Origin of the sequence: Allobosea sp. Tri-44, assembly GCF_004123845.1 — a bacterium.
GTDB lineage: Bacteria > Pseudomonadota > Alphaproteobacteria > Rhizobiales > Beijerinckiaceae > Allobosea.
Window position 1 is genome coordinate 161275 of the sequence record NZ_NBDP01000015.1, and the last position, 19167, is coordinate 180441.

21 protein-coding genes are annotated in these 19167 nt (G+C 66.0%); 12 read left to right on the plus strand and 9 right to left on the minus strand.

The annotated features are described in order from the left end of the window. The first annotated feature begins 27 nt into the window (after positions 1-27). The 8 genes from soxC (at position 28) to B6S44_RS10275 (ending at position 6445) form a co-directional block, all read left to right on the plus strand. The gene (gene soxC, locus B6S44_RS10240) at positions 28-1302 is read left to right on the plus strand and encodes a sulfite dehydrogenase (RefSeq protein WP_129156797.1); all 1275 of its coding nucleotides are present in this window, start codon (positions 28-30) and stop codon (positions 1300-1302) included. Further along, a complete protein-coding gene (locus tag B6S44_RS10245) occupies positions 1286-2026 on the plus strand; it encodes a c-type cytochrome (RefSeq protein ID WP_129156798.1) in 741 nt (246 codons plus the stop codon). Before soxC ends, B6S44_RS10245 begins: the two co-directional genes overlap by 17 nt. Then, on the plus strand, positions 2026-2343 hold the full coding sequence (locus B6S44_RS10250) for a c-type cytochrome (RefSeq protein ID WP_129156799.1): 318 nt from the start codon (positions 2026-2028) through the stop codon (positions 2341-2343). The genes B6S44_RS10245 and B6S44_RS10250 overlap by 1 nt, the downstream gene beginning before the upstream one ends. Positions 2344-2378: 35 nt before the next feature. Beyond that, complete coding sequence (locus tag B6S44_RS10255; protein ID WP_129156800.1) at positions 2379-2906, plus strand: DsrE family protein; 528 nt, start codon at positions 2379-2381, stop codon at positions 2904-2906. Positions 2907-2952: 46 nt separating this feature from the next. After that, positions 2953-4227, plus strand: a complete 1275-nt coding sequence (locus B6S44_RS10260; protein WP_129156801.1) for an NAD(P)/FAD-dependent oxidoreductase — start codon at positions 2953-2955, stop codon at positions 4225-4227. A gap of 67 nt (positions 4228-4294) precedes the next feature. Next, the gene (locus B6S44_RS10265) at positions 4295-4684 is read left to right on the plus strand and encodes a c-type cytochrome (protein WP_129156802.1); all 390 of its coding nucleotides are present in this window, start codon (positions 4295-4297) and stop codon (positions 4682-4684) included. A 104-nt stretch (positions 4685-4788) separates the two neighbouring features. Further along, positions 4789-5172, plus strand: a complete 384-nt coding sequence (gene copM, locus B6S44_RS10270) for a CopM family metallochaperone (RefSeq protein ID WP_129156803.1) — start codon at positions 4789-4791, stop codon at positions 5170-5172. Between the two features lie 178 nt (positions 5173-5350). Further along, positions 5351-6445 (plus strand): lysylphosphatidylglycerol synthase transmembrane domain-containing protein, encoded by a 1095-nt coding sequence (locus B6S44_RS10275; protein WP_129156804.1) that lies wholly within the window; start codon positions 5351-5353, stop codon positions 6443-6445. 4 nt (positions 6446-6449) lie between these two features. On the opposite strand, the gene B6S44_RS10280 is transcribed toward B6S44_RS10275, so the two are convergent. Further along, positions 6450-7337, minus strand: coding sequence for a DMT family transporter (locus B6S44_RS10280; protein ID WP_129156805.1), 888 nt, complete (start codon positions 7335-7337; stop codon positions 6450-6452). 138 nt (positions 7338-7475) lie between these two features. On the opposite strand from B6S44_RS10280, the gene B6S44_RS10285 reads away from it, so the two are divergent. Then, a complete protein-coding gene (locus B6S44_RS10285) occupies positions 7476-8030 on the plus strand; it encodes a helix-turn-helix domain-containing protein (RefSeq protein WP_206735130.1) in 555 nt (184 codons plus the stop codon). Positions 8031-8036: 6 nt separating this feature from the next. Here the strand turns inward: B6S44_RS10285 and flhA are convergent, their stop codons facing one another. Continuing rightward, positions 8037-10160, minus strand: coding sequence for a flagellar biosynthesis protein FlhA (gene flhA / locus B6S44_RS10290; RefSeq protein WP_129156806.1), 2124 nt, complete (start codon positions 10158-10160; stop codon positions 8037-8039). Positions 10161-10406: 246 nt separating this feature from the next. Here flhA and B6S44_RS10295 point away from each other — a divergent pair, with 246 nt between their 5' ends. The 3 genes from B6S44_RS10295 (at position 10407) to B6S44_RS10305 (ending at position 12691) form a co-directional block, all read left to right on the plus strand. Continuing rightward, complete coding sequence (locus B6S44_RS10295; RefSeq protein WP_129156807.1) at positions 10407-10706, plus strand: hypothetical protein; 300 nt, start codon at positions 10407-10409, stop codon at positions 10704-10706. Positions 10707-10789: 83 nt separating this feature from the next. Then, positions 10790-12220, plus strand: a complete 1431-nt coding sequence (locus tag B6S44_RS10300) for an MFS transporter (RefSeq protein ID WP_129156808.1) — start codon at positions 10790-10792, stop codon at positions 12218-12220. A gap of 186 nt (positions 12221-12406) precedes the next feature. Continuing rightward, positions 12407-12691 (plus strand): hypothetical protein, encoded by a 285-nt coding sequence (locus B6S44_RS10305; RefSeq protein ID WP_129156809.1) that lies wholly within the window; start codon positions 12407-12409, stop codon positions 12689-12691. 54 nt (positions 12692-12745) lie between these two features. Here B6S44_RS10305 and flbD read toward each other — a convergent pair whose 3' ends face one another. The 7 genes from flbD to B6S44_RS10340 all read right to left on the minus strand — a co-directional run bounded on the left by flbD (position 12746) and on the right by B6S44_RS10340 (position 19158). Continuing rightward, a complete protein-coding gene (gene flbD / locus B6S44_RS10310; protein ID WP_129156810.1) occupies positions 12746-14110 on the minus strand; it encodes a sigma-54-dependent transcriptional regulator FlbD in 1365 nt (454 codons plus the stop codon). 44 nt (positions 14111-14154) lie between these two features. Next, positions 14155-14511: a flagellar motor switch protein FliN gene (gene fliN / locus B6S44_RS10315; RefSeq protein ID WP_126115402.1), complete on the minus strand. Its 357-nt coding sequence runs from the start codon at positions 14509-14511 to the stop codon at positions 14155-14157. Positions 14512-14516: 5 nt separating this feature from the next. Then, entirely contained in the window at positions 14517-15080 is a 564-nt protein-coding gene (locus tag B6S44_RS10320; protein ID WP_164985781.1) for a FliH/SctL family protein, read from the minus strand. Between the two features lie 22 nt (positions 15081-15102). Then, entirely contained in the window at positions 15103-16188 is a 1086-nt protein-coding gene (fliG, locus tag B6S44_RS10325; RefSeq protein WP_129156812.1) for a flagellar motor switch protein FliG, read from the minus strand. A gap of 14 nt (positions 16189-16202) precedes the next feature. Then, complete coding sequence (fliF, locus tag B6S44_RS10330; protein WP_129156813.1) at positions 16203-17891, minus strand: flagellar basal-body MS-ring/collar protein FliF; 1689 nt, start codon at positions 17889-17891, stop codon at positions 16203-16205. A 200-nt stretch (positions 17892-18091) separates the two neighbouring features. Next, positions 18092-18367, minus strand: a complete 276-nt coding sequence (gene sciP, locus B6S44_RS10335) for a CtrA inhibitor SciP (protein WP_038359348.1) — start codon at positions 18365-18367, stop codon at positions 18092-18094. 113 nt (positions 18368-18480) lie between these two features. Beyond that, positions 18481-19158 (minus strand): flagellar hook assembly protein FlgD, encoded by a 678-nt coding sequence (locus B6S44_RS10340; protein ID WP_129156814.1) that lies wholly within the window; start codon positions 19156-19158, stop codon positions 18481-18483. Between the last annotated feature and the right edge of the window lie 9 nt (positions 19159-19167).

Below are 19167 nucleotides of genomic sequence, written 5' to 3' on the forward strand. Positions count from 1 at the left end.
GCCGTGAAAAGACAAAGGAGACGAGGCATGACCTCTCCCGCAAAACCCGATGCGCTCAGCCGCCGGCGCTTCCTCGGCGGAGCGGCGATTGCCGGAGCCGGCCTTGCCGGCACCGGTCTCGCCCATGCCGAAACGGCCAAGCCCGATCCCTTGATCACCGAGGTCCAGGACTGGAGCCGCTATCTCGGCGAGGGCGTCGACAAGCGGCCCTATGGCACGCCGTCGCGCTTCGAGAAGCATGTGATGCGCCGCGACGTCTCCTGGCTGACAGCCTCGCCCGAATCCTCGGTCAACTTTACGCCGCTGCACGAGCTCGACGGCATCATCACCCCGTCCGGCCTCTGCTTCGAGCGCCATCATGGCGGCATCGCCGACATCGAGCCGGCCAATCACCGATTGATGATCCATGGCCTCGTCGACAAGCCGCTGGTCTTCACCATGGAAGACCTCAAGCGGATGCCGCGGCAGAACCGCATCTACTTCCTCGAATGCGCTGCGAATTCCGGCATGGAGTGGCGCGGCGCGCAGCTCAATGGCTGCCAGTTCACCCACGGCATGGTCCACAACGTCATGTACACCGGCGTGCCGCTGAAGCTGCTGCTGGCCGAGGCGGGCGTGAAGACCTCAGCCAAATGGTTGCTGCTGGAAGGCGCCGATTCCTCCGGCATGAACCGCTCGCTGCCGCTCGAGAAGGCGCTCGACGACGTGCTGATCGCCTTCGCCATGAACGGCGAGGCGCTGCGGCCCGAGCAGGGCTATCCCTTACGCGCCGTGATCCCCGGCTGGGAAGGCAATCTCTGGGTCAAATGGCTCAGGCGCATCGAGGTCGGCGACCAGCCCTGGCAGGCGCGCGAGGAGACCTCGAAATACACCGATCTCCTGGCCGATGGCCGCTCGCGCCGCTTCACCTTCTTCATGGACGCCAAGTCGGTGGTGACCAATCCCTCGCCGCAGGCGCCGCTCAAGCACAAGGGCCGCAACGTGCTTTCCGGCCTCGCCTGGTCGGGCCGCGGCACGATCAAGCGCGTCGACGTCACCCTCGATGGCGGCAAGAACTGGCAGCACGCGCGGATCGACGGGCCGGTGCTCGATAAGTCGCTGACCCGCTTCTATGTCGATTTCGACTGGGCCGGGCAGGACCTCCTGATCCAGTCGCGCGCCATGGATTCAACCGGCTATGTCCAGCCGACCAAGGACGAGCTGCGCAAGGTCCGCGGTACCAACTCGATCTATCACAACAACGGCATCCAGACCTGGCATGTGAAGGCGAATGGGGAGACCGAGAATGTCGAGATCGGTTAATCCCGTCCTGCTCGCCAGCCTCGCTGCGGCGATCGTGCTCGCGGCTGCGCCGCTGATCGCGCAGACCAAGCCGGCGCCGGCCAAGCAGGCTCAGACGCATCCGCCGGCAAAAGCCGCTCCGGCCCCCGCCCCTGCGGCGAAGCTCGGCCTCGGCCGCGAGGCACTGCCCGAGGAGATCAAGGCCTGGGACATCGCGGTTCGTCCGGACGGCAAGGGCCTGCCGCCCGGCAAGGGCACGGTCAAGCAAGGCGACGAGATCTTCCAGGCGCAATGCGCCAGCTGCCATGGCGAGTTCGGCCAGGGCAATGGCCGCTGGCCGGTGCTGGCCGGTGGCATGGGCTCGCTGAAAGCCGACCGACCGGAGAAGACGATCGGCTCGTTCTGGCCGGATCTCTCGACCGTTTTCGACTATGTCCGCCGGGCCATGCCCTATGGCAATGCCCAGTCGCTCTCGCCGGACGAGCTCTACGCGGTCACCGCCTATTTGCTCTATCTGAACGACATCGTGAAGGACGAGGACTTCGAACTGTCCGATAAGAACTTTACCAGTGTGAAGCTGCCGAACGCGGCCGCCTTCTATGACGACGACCGCGAGACCACGGAGAAGGCCTTCTGGGGCAAGGAGCCGTGCATGACCAACTGCAAGCCGGAGGTGAAGATCACCGGACGGGCGGTGATCCTCGATGTGACGCCGGATTCCAAGACGGCGCCGAAGGTCGATTGATGCGGGGAGCCGGCGCCGTCCGTCTTTCGGTGCTCGGTTTCGTATTGGCCTGCGCGCCGGCAGACGCGGCCGGCGATCGGGCCTTGGGGGAATATCTCTCGTCGGAATGCACGACCTGCCACCAGACCAGCGGGAGGCAGGTCGGCGGCATCCCGGCGATCGTCGGCCACCCGGCCGAGCAGTTCGTCGCGCTGATGAACGCCTATCGCGAGCGGCAGCGCGACAACCAGGTGATGCAGGCGGTCGCCGCCCGGCTCTCGAGCGAGGAGATCGCCGCGCTCGCCGCCTATTACGAGAGCCTGAAACCCAATCCTTAGCCGGGCATATGGCCTGAGCAGCGGAGGAAGACACGATGTCGGAGGACACCCAGCAGGCTTCGCGCCGGGCACTGATGCTGGCGGCGGCCAGCGGGGTCGTCGTAGCGGCGGCACCGGCCCTCGCTGCGCCCCGGCAGACCGCGCTCGCCGACCTCAAGAAGGAAGCCGACATCGCCTGCCTCTACCATTGCGATTTCGGCGAGCCGCAGCGCTTTCTCCAGATGCTGCAGAACATCGCCAATCACTATTCGGCCTATGGCGCCGATCCGTTCGCGCTCCAACTCGCCATCGTCGCGCATGGCCCAGGCGTAAAGTTCTTCCTGGAAAGCCTCGACGGCACGAGCTGGAGCGAGGAGGCCGCCACGGTCCCGAAGATCTTCGAGCGCGTCGAGGACGTCGCCAGGAACGGGTTGAAGGTCCATCTCTGCGAGATCACCTTCTCTCGGCTTAAGATCGACAAGAGCAAGGCCCGCAAGGCCGAGTTCGTCGGCTTCGTGCCCTCGGGCGTCGCCGCCGTTGTCGCGCTGCAGGCCAAGGGCTTCGCTTATTTGAAGGTCGGATAGGGCCCGCGAGAGGTCCGACGTCAACCATGGAAGGGGAGAGAAAACCATGTCGACCAGTCGCCGCTCATTTCTGTCCGGCCTCGCCGCCGCCGGAAGCTTCGCCATCGCCTCGCCCGCCGTATTCGGCCAAAGCAAGCCGCGCGTCGTCGTCATCGGCGGTGGAGCCGGCGGCGCGACCGCGGCGAAATACCTGGCCAAGGAGTCGAACGGCGCCATCGCCGTGACGCTGGTCGAGGAGAACGAGGTCTATCAGACCTGCTTCCACTCCAACCTCTTCATCGGCGGCTTCAAGTCCTATGAGGAGATCAGCCACCGCTACGACGCGCTGGCGAAGAACCATGGCATCACGCTCGCCCGCGCCCGCGCCACCCAGATAGACCGCGACAAGAAAGAGGTCGTGCTCTCGACCGGCGCCCGCCTGCCCTATGACCGGCTCGTCGTCTCGCCCGGCATCGACCTGAAATACGATTCCGTTCCCGGCTGGTCGAAGGAGGCCGAGGAGGCGATGCCGCATGGCTGGAAGCCCGGCCGGCAGACGCAGCTGATCAGGCAGAAGCTCGACGCGGTGCAAAATGGCGGCACGATCCTGATGATCGCCCCGCCCAATCCCTATCGCTGCCCGCCTGGCCCCTATGAGCGCGCCTCGATGTTCGCCCATGTGCTCAAGACGAGCGGCAAGCGCGACTGCAAGATCCTGATCCTCGACCCGAAGGACAGCTTCTCCAAGCAGGGCGTTTTCCAGGAGGGCTGGGAGAAGCATTACGGCGCGATGATCGAATGGCTCGGGCCGAAGGTGCATGACGGCATCAAATCGGTCGATCCGAAGACGGGCACCGTCGTCACCGGCTTCGAGACCTACAAGGACTGCGCCTTCGTCAACGTCATACCCGCCCAGATGGCCGGCGAGATCGCCCGTTCCGCCGGGCTGGCGCCAGCCGGTGGCTACTGCACCATCGACCCCGCTTCGATGAAATCGGTCGTCGATCCCAACATCTTCGTGCTCGGCGACGCTTGCATCGCCGGCGACATGCCGAAATCGGCGTTCGCCGCCAACAGCCAGGCCAAGGTCGCGGCGATGGTGATCCGCGGCGAGCTCACCAATGCCCGCACCTTCCCGGCGCGCTACATCAACACCTGCTGGTCGCTGATCGAGACCGACGACACCGTCAAGGTCGGTGGCCGCTACGAGGCCAAGGACGGCAAGATCGCCGCGACCGAGACTTTCGTCTCCCAGCCCCGCGAAAGCGCCGAACTGCGCAAGGAAAACCAGGCCGAGAACGTTGGCTGGTATGCCGGCATCACCGCCGACATGTTCAGCTGAAGGCCATCCAGCGCCGTCGCCCTCCCACGGCGGCGGCGCCCTCCTCTCTCCTCATCAGGATCTACGTATGAAACTGCCGATCATTGCCGCTATGCTCACCGCCACCACCCTCGTCACGACCAGCGCCTCGGCACAGGACGTCGCCGCCGGCGAGCGCTCGTGGAACAAGTGCCGGGCCTGTCACCAGCTCGGCGAGGGCGCCAAGAACCTGGTCGGCCCGCAGCTCAACGGCCTGTTCGGGCGCCATACCGGCGAGGTCGAGGGCTACAGCTATTCGACCGCCAACAAGGGCGCCAACATCACCTGGGACGAGGCCGTCTTCGCCGAATACATCAAGGATCCCAAGGCGAAGATCCCCGGCACCAAGATGATCTTCGCCGGCATCAAGAACGAGAAGGAGATCGCCGACCTCACCGCCTATCTCAAGCAGTTCGGCAAGGACGGCAAGAAGATGTGACGGGAGGCTTCTTGCCTCGGCGCGTCCCGCCCGCCGCGCTCATGACATGATCGGCCCGGAGGTTCGACGGCACGCCGAATCCGGCACCCGAAAGGACCTTCCGAATGACCACCAGCCGCAACGCCCTCGCGGGCATCGCCCTGATCGGCACGCTCGCCCTTGGCGGACTAGCCTTGGCCCAGGGCCATCAGGGGCATGGCGGTCACAGCACAGCGACACCGGCCGCTTCCGATACGCCGGCGACGCAGGCCTACAAGGCGGCCAACGACAAGATGCACAAGGAGATGGGCGTCGCCTTCAGCGGCGATCCGGATGTCGACTTCGTCCGCGGCATGATCCCGCACCATCGGGGCGCGGTCGACATGGCCAAGGTCGTGCTCGCCCATGGCAAGGACCCCGAGCTGCGCAAGCTCGCCGAAGCCGTGATCACCGAGCAGGAAAAGGAGATCGCCTTCATGCGCGAGTGGCGGAAAAAGCGCGGCAAGTGATCGCCTCGCCCGGCCCGCTCCGGATCGACGGATTCGGGGGTGACGTAACGCGAGCGCTTGCCCTGCAAGGCCGGCGCTGGCAGAGAGGCGGCGCGACTTGCGCCCACGCATACCTGCATGCACAGGCCGCGAAACTCACATAGGCTTCCCTCTCGCCGTTCGGCCGCTCGCGGGTTCTATGAAGAAGTATCTGGACTATCTCTGGCCGCTCATCGGCCTCGTCGCGGTCATCTGGTCGATCGACCTGCTCTGGGACAAGCTCAAGTCCGAGGCCTTGACCAATGAGGCGCTCGCAACCCAGCTCGAACAGGCCGGCCTCTGGGACTCGGTCAGGATCGTCGCCACCGGCATCGGCCAGAAGATCGCGGTCATTCCGCCCGCCGCCTTCTTCCACGCCGGGCTCGCGACGCTCGTCGCCTATGCCGCACTCGCCTGGTACGACCGGATCGCGCTGCTGCATTTGCACCGCGAGAAGGGCATTTCCTGGGCCTATATCTCGCTCTGCTCCTTCGTCACCTATGCGCTCTCGCATAATATCGGCGCCTCGGTCTTTTCGGGCGGCATGGTGCGCTATCGCGCCTATCACGCGAAGGGCCTGAGCGGGCCTGAGATCGCGGTGCTGGTGGCGCTCTGCTCCTTCACCTTCGCCTTCGGCACCATCCTGCTGATGGGGCTCGTTCTGATCGGCGAACCTCAGATCCTGCGACCGCTGCACCGGCTTTCCGACTGGTTCGGCATCGGCGACAAGCAGGCGCGCCTGATCGGCTTTGGCCTGCTCGCCTTCTGCGTGCTCTATACGATCGGCTCCTGGCTGCGCTTCAAGCCGCTGAAGATCGGCTCGTTCGAGCTGGTCTATCCGCGCCTGCCGATCGTCGCCCGGCAATATCTCGCCGCTCCGCTTGAACTGATGGGCGCCGCCGGCATCATCTATTTCGCGCTACCGGAGCAGGGCAATCCCGGCTTCTTCATCGTGCTCGGCGCCTTCCTGATCTCGTTCTCAGCCGGACTGCTCAGCCAGGTGCCGGGCGGGGTCGGCGTGATGGAAGCGGTCTTCCTCGCGGTAATGCCCGGCGTGCCGGCCCCGGCCGTCTTCGCGGCGCTGCTAATCTGGCGGTTGTTCTACCTGATCATTCCGCTGGTCATCTCGCTGCCGATCGTGCTCGCCTTCGAGCGGGCGCAGTTGCGCAAGGCGCTGGCGCACGAAACCCAGGTGAAGGCGCAGGAGCAGGCAGCAGCCAAGGCGGCGGCCCTGCACATCGACAAGCCGGAGTGACGCTTCAGCGCTTCAGCGCGATCGCCGCCGCCCCGAACATCAGGAGGCTGCCGATCGCCTCGGCCGGGCCGAACGGCTCGCCGAGCGCGAACACGCCGGCTCCGACTGCGACTGCCGGGCTGATGAAGGCGTAGAGCCCGGCCCGGAAGGCGCCCCAGTCGCGCACCAGCCGCAGATAGATCGTGAAGCCGATCAGCGAGCCGCCGACGACCAGCACCGCCAGCGCAGGCAGCGTCGGCCAGGAGAGCAGCGCACTGAAATGCGCCGGCGTCACGTTCTCCAGCAGGCCGGACATCAGGCAGAGCCCGAAGCCGCCGATCAGCGTCTGCCAGCCGGCCAGCGTCAGCGTCGGGATGCGGCCCATCACCGGCCGCGACCAGACCGCGCCGAAGCAGTAGAGCAGCGTGCCGGCGGCGACCGCCGCCAGCCCCCAGAGTTCGAGCGGTCCGCCCTTGGCCGCTGCAAATCCGCCGAGCGCGCGTGTCGAGAACAGGAAGCCGAGGCCGATCGCGCCGAGACCGATCGCCGCGAGCTTGCGCCCGCCGATCGCATGCCCCTCGATGAGATAGCTGGCGATGATGGTGAAGATCGGGATGGTAGCGAAGTTGACGATCGCCGCGAGCCCGGTCGGCGCCTGGGCCGTGCCCCAGAACAGCAGGGTGTAGTTGCCGGTGTTGAGCAGCAGCGCGGTCATGATCACGCGCGGCCAGGCCTCGCTTGGCACCCGCAGTACGTCGCGGCCGGCCCAGGCCAGCATCAGCGCTCCGGCGATGACGAAACGCGACGCCGCGAGGAAGACCGGCGGCACATGCTGCGCGCCGACCTTGATCGGCAGCCAGGTCAGCCCCCAGACGAGGCACATCAGCGCGAAGAAGGCGGCATTGCGGGACATGGCTGCGCTTAGCGAGAGTGGCGGGAAGGACCAATGCCGGCCCAGCATGCGGCCATGGCGTTGATGGAGGAGCGCCTACCCCGTCCTCTGGCCAACGTCCTTGCCGCGCTCTATTATAAGAGAATCAAGGGTATGATGATGGACGATCTCGCGTCAAGATTGGCGGAACGCCTGCGCAGCGAGCGCGAGATGCGCGGCTGGAGCCTGAACGACCTCGCCGAGCGCTCCGGCGTCTCGCGCGCGATGATCAGCCGGATCGAGCGCGGCGAGGCGAGCCCGACCGCGGTGTTGCTCGGCCGGCTCTCCGGAGCCTTTGGCCTGACCCTGTCGAACCTGCTCGCGCGGATCGAGAATGCCGGCGAGCGCGTCCGCCGCGCCACGGAGCAGCCGCTCTGGCGCGATCCGGAGACCGGCTTCGTCCGCCGCGCGATCTCGCCAGCCGGCAATGGCGATCTCGAGCTCGTCGCCGGCGAATTGCCGCCCGGCGCCGCGATCGCTTATCCCGCGAGTTCCTACGCCTTCATCCGCCAGCAGATCTGGATGCAGTCAGGCCTGCTCGACTTCGACGAAGGCGGCATCGTCACGCGGCTTGAGGCCGGTGACTGCATGGAGCTCGGCCCGCCCAGCGATTGCCGCTTCAGCAATCCCGGCACCGAGCCGGCGCGCTATCTCGTCGTCGTAAGCAGGCGCTGAGTTCCGTCAGACGCTCCCCACCGTCCTGAGCTTGGCCCGCGGATGGATCTCGCTCTGCGAGAGCACCGGGGTCTCGCGGCGGAAGCGCTCGATGATCTGGCGCACGAAGGGCCGCGCCATGCCGGAGGTGACCAGCGACGGCATCTCGCCGAGGCGCGCCGCCTCCTCGAACTTGTCGCGCACCTGATGGACGAAGTCCTGAAGCCGCGAGGGCTGCATGGCGAGGTGACGGTCCTCGCCCTGGCCGACGATCGATTCGGCAAAGACGCTCTCCCAGGCCGGCGACATGGTGATGATCGGCAATTGTCCATGCTGGTTGGAGAACTGCGCGCAGATCTGGCGGGCGAGGCGGACGCGGACATGCTCGGCGATGTCGCGCGGATTCTTGATGGCGCCCGCGACCTCGGCGATGCCCTCGACGATCGTGCCGAGATCGCGGATCGAGATGCGCTCGGAGAGCAGCAATTGTAGCACGCGCTGGATGCCGGTGGTCGAGATCTGGTTCGGCACGATCTCCTTGACCAGGTCGGCATGATCCTTGGGCAATTCGCGCAGGAGCTTCTGCACCTCGCCATGGGAGAGCAGCTCCGGCATGTGCGACTTCAGCACCTCAGTGAGATGGGTCGAGATCACGGTCGCGGCGTCGACCACGGTGTAGCCGCGCAATTGCGCCTCGTCCTGCAGTGCCCCGTCGATCCAGGTCGCCGGAAGACCGAAGGTCGGCTCCAGCACGTTGTGGCCAGGCAGCGTGACGCTTCCCCCCATCGGGTCCATCGCCATGTATTGGCCGGGATAGACCATGCCGTGCCCGGCATCGATCTCCTTGATCTTGATGAAGTAGTGGTTGGCCTCGAGCTGGACGTTGTCGACGATGCGCACGGCCGGCATGACGAAGCCGAGCTCGGCGGCGAGTTGGCGCCGCAGCGCCCTGACCTGATCCGTCAGCCGGTCGGCGCCGCCGGGCGCATTCACCAGCGGCAGCAGGCCGTAGCCGATCTCGATCTTGAGTTCGTCGAGCTTGAGCAGATCGTTGAGGGTCTCTTCCTTCGGCGTGCCGTCGGGCGCAAGCGGCGAGGCCGCCTGCGCCTGCACGGCGGCTTCCGTCTCACGCGCCTTGGCGAGGCGGCCGAAATGGCGCGCCAGCCAGCCCGAGCCGGCGGCAAGGACGAGGAAGGGCAGCATCGGAATGCCGGGGAGGACCGCGATCAGCAGCATCACCGCCGCCGACATGCCGAGCGCCTTGGGATAGCCCGAGAGCTGCTTGCCGAGCGCCTTGTCGGCGGCGCCGCGCACGCCCGATTTCGAGACCAGCAGGCCCGCCGCCGTCGAGACGATCAGCGCCGGGATCTGGCTGACGAGGCCGTCGCCGACGGTCAGCAGCGTGTAGCTGTGCGCCGCCGCGCCGAAGCTCATGCCCTGCTGCGCCACGCCGATGATGATGCCGCCGATCACGTTGATGAAGGTGATCAGCAGGCCCGCGATCGCGTCGCCGCGCACGAACTTCGAGGCGCCGTCCATCGAGCCGAAGAAGTTGGCCTCGTCCTCCAGCGCCTTGCGCCTGGCCTTGGCGACGTCCTGATCGATCAGACCGGCTGAAAGGTCGGCGTCGATCGCCATCTGCTTGCCGGGCAAGGCATCGAGGGCAAAGCGTGCAGCGACCTCGGCGATGCGGCCCGAGCCTTTGGTGATGACGACGAAGTTGACGATGATCAGGATGGTGAAGACGATCACCCCGATCACGAAATTGCCGCTCATCACGAAATTGCCGAAGGCTTCGATGACGTGGCCGGCGGCCGCCGTGCCCTCATGGCCATGGGCGAGGATCAGGCGTGTCGAGGCGAGGTTCAGCGCCAGCCGCAGCATCGTCACGATCAGCAGCACGGTCGGGAAGGCCGAGAACTCCAGCGGCTCCTCGATGAACAGCGCCGTCATCAGGACGAGCACCGAGAGGATGATCGAAAGCGCCAGCAGCATGTCGAGCAGCATCGCCGGCAGCGGGAAGATCAGCACCACGAGGATGCCCATCACGCCGATGGCGAGGAACAGGTCCGGCCGGTTGAGCAGCGCGCCCATCTGGCCGCGCGTCGGCATCTGCATGCCCCCGCCGCTGCCTGCCGTCACATCGCTCATCGACCAGAAGCTCCCACGCGTCGCCCGTGGCCGGGCGGCTGTCGTACCCGGCAATTCTTGCCGAGCGCATGGTGAACGAGTGGTTAAGAAGCCTCAAAAAAATCCCGTCTGGAACCTTTCCCTGAACGGGCTGTTATCGAATGGCCGCGTTGTGGCCGCATTCGGCCAGCCAACTCGCACGGGGTCGACGACATCGGCCGTAAAGGCCGAAGCCTTCTGGAGGATATCTTGGATAGACGTTCATTTATGGTCAGCCTTTTCGGCGGTCTCGCCGCCGCCAGCGTCGGCGGCATGGGCATTGTCCAGGCTGCAACTGCAGCTCCCGCTGCTCCGCTGCCGAGCCCGGAAGAGCTCGCTCCGGCGCTGAAAGCAGGCCTCGACAAGACCGATGCCGATTTCAGCCAGGTCGTGGTCCGTGACCGCGTCGTCGTTCGTCGGCCCAGGCCTTATCGCCGCCCCGTCGTCGTACGCCGCACCGTCGTGGTGCGCCGGCCGAGGCCTTATCGTCGCCCGGTCGTCGTGCGCCGGCGCGTGATCTACCGCTGAGAACCAAGCCTATCGACGGGCGGCCCTGGCCGCCCGTCGCCTTTGAAGCGGCGCCAAGACCGTCTGTCGGAGGGACGAGCCTTTTGAACGAGGGACGCGAGAGCTCAGGCGAGATCGTCACCGACATCCCGGCGAGGCTCGACCGCTTGCCCTGGTCACGCTTCCACACGCTTGTGGTCGTCGCACTCGGCATCACCTGGATCCTCGACGGGCTCGAGGTCACCCTCGCCGGCGCCGTATCGGGCGCCCTCAAGGAAAGCCCGGTGCTGCGCTTCACCAACACCGAGGTCGGGATGGCGGGCGCCGCCTATCTCGCCGGCGCGGTCCTCGGCGCGGTTTTCTTCGGTTGGCTGACTGATCGGCTTGGCCGCAAGAAGCTCTTCACCATCACCGTTCTCGTCTATCTGAGCGCGACCGCCGCGACCGCCTTCTCCTGGAACCTGTGGAGTTTCCTGCTCTTCCGCTTCGTGACCGGGATGGGCATCGGCGGCGAATACACCGCAATCAATTCGGCGATCCAGGAGCTCGTGCCGGCGCGCGTGCGCGGCTGGACCGATCTCGTGATCAACGGCTCCTTCTGGGTCGGCGCGGCGATCGGTGGCGTTGCCGCCATCATCCTGCTCGATCCCTCCTTTGTTTCGCCGGACATGGGCTGGCGGCTCGCCTTCTTCATCGGCGCCGTGCTCGGCCTGATCATCATGTTCCTGCGGCAATGGATCCCGGAGAGTCCGCGCTGGCTGATGAGCCATGGCCGCATCGCCGAGGCCGAGCGCATTGTCGCCCATATCGAATCGTTCTCGCCACCGCAGCCTGCGGCAAAGCTGCCGACGCTCACCCTGCGCCCGCGCTCGCGCACGCCGATGGGTGAAGTGGCCCACACGCTCTTCGTCACGCACCGGCCGCGCACGTTGGTCGCGCTGGCGCTGATGACGTCGCAGGCCTTCTTCTACAATGCAATCTTCTTCACCTATGCGCTGATCCTGACCGACTTCTACGGCGTTCCATCGCAGGCGATCGGCTGGTTCATCCTGCCCTTCGCCGCCGGCAACTTCCTCGGACCGCTCCTGCTCGGCCGGCTCTTCGATACGCTCGGACGGCGTCCCATGATCGCCGGGACTTATATCCTGTCCGGTGTTCTCCTGGCCGGGACCGGCTTCCTGTTCGCACGCGAGATGGTCAGCGCAAGCCAGCTCACCATCTGCTGGAGCATCGTCTTCTTCTTCGCATCCGCGGCGGCGAGTTCGGCGTATCTGACCGTGAGCGAGACCTATCCGCTTGAGATCAGGGCGCTGGCCATCGCGGTGTTCTATTCGCTCGGCACCGGGCTCGGCGGCGTCGCCGGTCCCTGGCTCTTCGGCGCGCTGATCGACACCGGCTCGCGGATGAGCGTGCTCGGCGGCTATCTGTTCGGCGCCGTGCTGATGATCGCTGCCGGGCTGATCGCTTGGCGCTTTGCGGTCAAGGCGGAGCGCCGCTCGCTCGAAGACATCAGCAAGCCGCTGGGAGCGGTCTGAGGATGAGGCGGACATCGACGAGGCGATTGCGCCTCAGACCGGCACAACAAGCTAACGGCCGGTATCCCGCGCCGTCGGCCCTTTGTGAACCATTGTCACAACGCCAACGTGACGATCGGTCAAAAAGGGGAATAGAGTGGCCTCGTGGGAACGCGGCGCCCGGATCGAACCAACTGGAGGCATGACATGGATCGACGTTCATTCGTAATGGCGCTGTTCGGCGGTCTCGCCGTTGCCAGCGTCGGCGGCATCGCCGCCTCAGAAGCTGCGCAGCCGAAGCTCGCCCCGCTCCCGGCCAAGAAGCCGGAAGAGCTGCCGGAGGAACTGAAGGAGGGCCTCGACAAGACCGATGCCGACTTCAGCCAGTACTATTATTATCGCCGGCCGCGCTATTATCGGCGCCATTATTATCGCCCGCGCTACTATTACCGTCCGCGGCGCTCCTATTATCGTCGCCGCTACTACTACTGAGCGGCAGGGATCGGGCCGGGGCTCAAGCCCCGGCCCGTTTCAGTTTCGGAGCCGTCAAAGAGAGTTTGCCCGCGCCTGCCCCGGCTCGGCGACGGGAACGCCGTCAGCGACGTATTCGCTGAGCTTGTTGCGCAGCGTCCGGATCGAGATGCCCAGGATCTTGGCAGCATGGGTCCGGTTGCCGAGGCAATGATCCAGCGTGTCGAGGATGAGATCGCGCTCAACATCGGCAACCGTGCGCCCGACGAGACCGCGCGTCACCGCTTCGGCCGTCTGTGCCGCTCGCGTCGCGACATCGCGCCCGCTGGCCGGGCCCAGCGTCTCGCCTTCCGGCGTCAGCATCGCCTCCGTCCCGATCTCGACGCCCTGCGCCAGCAGGACGGCGCGGTGCACCGTGTTCTCGAGTTCGCGGACATTGCCGCGCCAGCCATTGCCAAGCAGGAGCTTGCGCGCCTCGGCCGCGATCGGGCGCAGCGGCAGCCCGTTCAGCTCGGCATATTTCCTGGCGAAATGATCGGCCAGCACCAGGATGTCGCCGGGGCGTTCGCGCAGCGCCGGCAAGCGCAGGTGCACGACGTTCAGCCGGTAGAACAGGTCCTCGCGGAAAGAGCCTTCGCGCACGGCATCGCCGAGATTGCGGTTCGAGGTCGCGATGATGCGCAGGTCGACCTTGACTGGCTGCGTACCGCCGACCCGATCGATCATCCGCTCCTGCAGCGCACGCAGGAGCTTGGCCTGCAGGCGCACATCCATCTCCGAGATTTCGTCGAGCAGCAGCGTGCCGCCATTCGCCTCCTCGAACTTGCCGATGCGCCTTGCGATCGCACCGGTAAAGGCACCCTTCTCATGACCGAACAGCTCCGATTCGAGCAGGTTGTCGGGGATTGCCGCGCAGTTCACCGCGACGAAGGGCTTGTCCTTGCGCAGTGACTTCTGGTGCAAATGCTGCGCGATCATCTCCTTGCCGGTGCCGCTCTCGCCGGTAACCAGCACGGGTGCGTCCGAGCGGGCGATCTGGTTGGCGAGTTGGACGACGCGCTCCATCGCCGGGTCGCGCCAGATCAGGCTCGCCTTGTCGCCTGCGACCGCGGCGAGCACGGCTGCGATCAGCTCCGGATCGGGCGGCAGCGGCACATATTCGCGCGCGCCGGCCTGGATCGCAGCGACCGCGGCGCGGGCATCGGTCGAGGTACCGCAGGCGACGAGCGGGGTGCGGATGCGCTCGGCCTCGAGCGCCGCGACCAGTCTGGCGATCGGCTGCTCGACATCGACCATCAGGAGGTCGCCGCCCTTGGCGCGCAGCACGGCCAGCGCCTGCTCGATGCTCTCGGCATGAGTGACGGCGGCGCCCTGCGAGACCGCGATCTTCGCCGCGGTGATGAGCTGGCCCTTGAGGCTGCCGACGATGATGAGGCGCATGGCTCAGGCCTTCCTTGAAAGATGCAGTCGCTCCGACCGGTTCGTCACCGGTCGGTCTTGATGATTTCCGTCATGGTGACGCCGAGGCGTTCCTCCACCACCACGACCTCGCCGCGCGCCACCAGGCGCTCGTTGACGAAGATGTCGATCGCCTCGCCGACGCGCCGGTCGAGTTCCAGCACCGTGCCGGGCGTCACGCGCAGGAGATCGCCGACCGCGATCCGTGACGAGCCCAGCACGGCGGAGACCGTGACCGGCACGTCGAAGACCTGCTCGAGATCCTCCGCCGTCTTGACCGGGACCGGTCCCGACCGCGCCACCGAGTCGCCCCCGCCGCTATGGTCGAAGGACAGGTCGGCCGGATTGAGCGGCGGCAGGTTGAGATCGTTTTCGTTCGGCATCTTGCTTACCCCGCTTCCGGCCCGAAGACGGCCCTGACCGCCTTGTCGACCGCTTCGTCGAGTTCCGCGCGCTCGATCGCGATACCGCCATCGGCCCATTCGAGCCGGCCGTCACCGATGGCGATGTCCGGCTCGCCGAGCACGACGATCCGGCCGGCAAAGCCGGTCTCGCGGGCGAGCCCGGAGAGTTTTTCCTCGACGGTCTCGACCAAGCTTTCATGGACCCGGATCGCCAGATGCGGCGCATGCCGGGCATGGGCCAGGCATTCGCGCGCCGCTGCGAGCAGTTGCACCAGCGGCTTGTCGGCCAGGGCCGCCCCGGCGAGGCTGCGCGCGGTCGCAATCGCAAGCTGCGCCGCCTGGGCTTCGATTTCCGCCAGGCGTTCGTCCTGCTGCGCCAGCAGCCGCTCGCTTTGGCGCACAAGCTGCGACAGCAGGCTCCCCAGCTGCTGCTCGGCCTCGCGCCGCGCCTGGTCGAGGCCGCTGTGGAAGCCCACTGCCCTGGCAGCCTCAAGCGCTGCCTCGTCGACCGCCTTGCGGCCATTGCCGCGGAAGTCTGTGTCGAACATGAATTTCTTGGCAGCTGCCATGTCAGTAGACCAATTCGTCTTCGGAATTGCCCTTGGCGATGACGATCTCGCCCTTTTCGGCAAGATCCTTGGCCAGGGTCACCATCTTCATCTGCGCCTCGTCGACCTCCTTGAGCCGCAGCGGGCCAAGGCCCTGCATGTCGTCCTGCAGGTTCTTGGCGGCGCGCTGCGACATCGCCCCGAGGAAGAAGGCGCGCATCTCCTCGTTGGCGCCCTTGAGAGCGCGGGCGAGCATGTCCTTGTCGACCTGGCGCATCAGCGTCTGCAGCCCGGCGGAATCGAGTTTGCCGAGGTCCTCGAAGGTGAACATCAGGGCGCGGATGCGCTCGGCCGAGTCCTGGTTGGTCACGTCGAGCGCAGCGAGGAAGCGCATCTCGGTCTGGCGATCGAAGCCGTTGAAGATCTCGGCCATCATCTCGTGCGGATCGCGTCGGCGCGTCTGCGTCAGCGTCGAGACGAACTCGGTGCGCAACGTGTTCTCGATATGGTCGAGCGCCTCCTTCTGCACCGATTCCATGCGCAGCATCCGACCGACCACCTCAATCGAGAGCTCGTTCGGCAGGTTGCGCAGCACATTCGCCGAATGCTCGGGCCGGATGCGCGAAAGGATCACAGCGATCGTCTGCGGGTATTCGTTCTTGAGGAAGTTCGCGAGCACGACGGCGTCAATGTTGCCGAGCTTCTGCCACATGTTGCGGCCGGCGGGACCACGGATTTCCTCCATGATCAGCGCGACCTGATCGGTCGGCAGGATCTTCTCGAGCAGCGAGATCGTGCGATCGAAGGAGCCGGTGACCGCGCCGGCGCTGGAGAGCCTGCCGACGAAATCGAGCATCAATTTCTCGACCTGATCGGAATCGACCGTGCCGAGCTCCGCCATGGCGCGCGTGATGATGCGGATTTCCTCGTCGTCGAACTCTTCCCAGATCGCCCGACCATGGTCCTCGCCGAGCACGAGCAGGATGACGGCCGCCCGCTGCGGGCCGGTCATGCCCTCTAGCGTCATCGGTCCGTCGTTATAGCTCGCGGACTCGCTGTCAGAACCGGAGGTCCCGCTGCGGGTTGCGATAGAGCGTGTCGCGGCCATGGTTCAGGCTCCCGTCACGCTGGTGCTTTCTCGTGGATCCAGCCGCGCAGCACCGCGACGGAATCCGCCGGATTCTGCGAGACCATGGCGCCGATCTTCTCGACCGACTGCGCCTTGAGCTGGCCCTTGATCTGCGCGATCGCGAGCATCCGCTCCGATGGTGCCTCGACATTGACCTGGCTGGCATCTGCACCGCCGGCCGAGCCCGCTCCGCCGGAGACCGAGGAGAAGGTCGACGGATCGCCGGTACCCGGGTCAACCACCAGCGTGCCGTTGCGCATGAAGCTCGGAAGGGCCCTGACCTCGCGATCGGGCGCGAGCACCTGCTTGAGCAGCGGGCGCACCACCACCATCAGGACGATCAGGATGAGCAGCGCGATCACGCCCATCTCCGCGAAGCGGACGAGATCCTCCCTGGTGAAGGAGGTGAGCTGCTGCATCAACGTCTGCTCGGTCAGGTCCGTCGCGGTCTGGGGCGCCTCGGCGAAGCGCAGATTGACGACCTCGATCTGGTCGCCGCGCTGGCGGTCGAAGCCGATCGCGGTCCGCACCAGCTGGCCGATCCGCTCCAGCTCCTCCGGCGACCGCGGCTGGTAGTTCGTCTCGTTGCCTTGCCGACTATAGACGCCATCGACCAGCACGGCGACGGAGAGCTTGCGGATCCGCCCGCCATCCTGCACCTCGGTGCGGGTCGTTCGCGAGATCTCATAATTGACGACCTCCTCGTTCTTCGAGTTGGTATCGCGCTGCTGGCCTTGCTGCTGGCCCTGGTTCTGCTGGGCGCCGGGCAGTTCGTTGCCGACCGTGACGCCCTCGCGCTGCTCGCTGGTAGCGGAGGCCTCTGTCCGGTTCTGGCTCGAGCGGATGACCTTGCTCTCGGGATCGAATGTCTCGGAACGGCTCTCGATCCGGTTCGTATCGAGCGTCGCCGAGACCTGGACGCGGGCGCGGCCCGGCCCGACGATGCTGGCGACGATATCGTCGACCTGCGCCTTGATCCGCCGCTCCATCGCACTCTGGCGCTCGTCCAGCGCCACGCCGACCATGCCCTGCTCACCTTGCGCGCCGTCAGCGAGGAGTCGACCGCGCTCGTCGACGATCGAGACCCGTTCCGGCTTCAGCCCGTCGACGGCCGAGGAGACGAGATGGCGGATCGCCCGGACCTGGGCGTTGTCGAGATCACCGGCGAGCTTGAGCGCGATCGAGGCGCGCGGCGGCTCGCGGTCGCGCTCGAACAGGCGCCGCTCGGGAATGACGAGATGGACGCGCGCCGCCTGGACCCGGCTGATCGAACGAATGGTGCGCGAGAGCTCGCCTTCCAGCGCACGCAGATGGTTGATGTTCTGGACGAAGCTCGTCGAGGAAAAGGCGTCGCCCTTGTCGAATATCTCGTAGCCGACGCCACCGCCGGACGGGATACCCTTGCCTGCCAATTCGAGCCTGAGCTTCGGCACGTCCGCGCGCGGCGCGAGGATCGTCTGCCCGTCGCCGCGCAGCTCGTATTTCACCCCGCGCGTGTCGAGATCCTTGACGATGGCGCCGACGTCCTGGCTGGACAGGTCGGCGAAGAGCACGCCCATCGCCGGTTGCGACATGCGCAGCATGACGAAGGCGAAGAAGCCGATCAGCGCCAGCGTCACCGCCAGCATCGCCGCCAGCCGTGCCGCGCCGAATCTCCGGAACTGATCGACTAGCCCGTTCACGCCACGTTTCCGTTGCCCGGTGCCTGCGAAACCAACGCGCAGACACACCACTAGGCAAGTTTTTCCCAGTGCATGGTTAGCGCCCGGTTAACGACGGTTAGGAAACAGGCAATTCAACTGAAAAGACACACAGCTGCGAACGCGAAAAGGCGCCGGCCGCTCGGCCGACGCCCGATAAATCTGGTGGATCGCCCGCTGTATTACTGGCGGTAGTGCTGAATGCGGGTGGTGCGCAGGCCAGCGAGGCCATGCTGGTCGATCGACATCTGCCAGCTCAGGAATTCGTCGACCGTCAGCGTGTAGCGCTGGCAGGCCTCTTCCAGGCTGAGCAGGCCGCCGCGCACGGCGGCAACGACCTCAGCCTTGCGCCGGATCACCCAGCGACGCGTGTTCATCGGCGGCAGGTCAGCAATGGTGAGCGGGCTGCCATCAGGCCCGATCACATATTTGACGCGCGGTCGCAGCGGCTCGGTCATGGTAACTCTCACACAACTCAACAGACCTACTGCCCAGGAGCCTAGCCCCGACGGGCTTAAATTTTGCCTAAAGCAATCACACAGGCTTTCGGCATGGGTCATGACCGTGTCCGTCAGCTCGTGGCCTTCACCGATTTGACCTTGTCGAGCGACACCTTGATCGCGCCGATCAGGAGGGTCGGTACGGTGGTCGAGAAGTCGATGCCGTCGACCTTGCCGGTGATCTCAGTCTTGACCGTGATCGCCGCGCCGGAAACATCCCTGCCGTCGATCGTGATCGTGTACTCGCCCTCGGGCGCCGTCGAACCGGTCGAGGTCTTGCCATCCCAGCTATAAGTCTGGTCGCCGGCCGTCAGCGTTTTCGTGCCGCTGAAGACGACCTTGCCGCTGGCATCCTTGATCGTGACCGTGCCGGTGCCGCCCTTGGAAGCATTGAGCTTCCACTCGGCCTTGCCCTCCTTGAGCTGCGTAGCCGCACCATCGGCCGTGACGGTCTGGCCGACGAAGCCGATCGCGCTCGCACCCGTCGTCGCCTTGCTGACGCCGAGCAGCGCCGTCAGCGTCTCGTTCTGCTTGAGCTGCTGCTCGACGCCGGCGAACTGCACCAGCTGCTGGGTGAACTGGTTGGTGTCGAGCGGGTCGAGCGGGTTCTGGTTCTTGAGCTGCGTCGTCAGCAGGGTGAGGAACTGGTCGAAATTATTGGCGATCGAGGTGCCACTGCCGGTCGCGGTGTTGTTCTGCGCGGCCGCGATCTGGGAATTGGAGAGGTTACCCGTATTGGAGACGGTCATCGTCCGTTC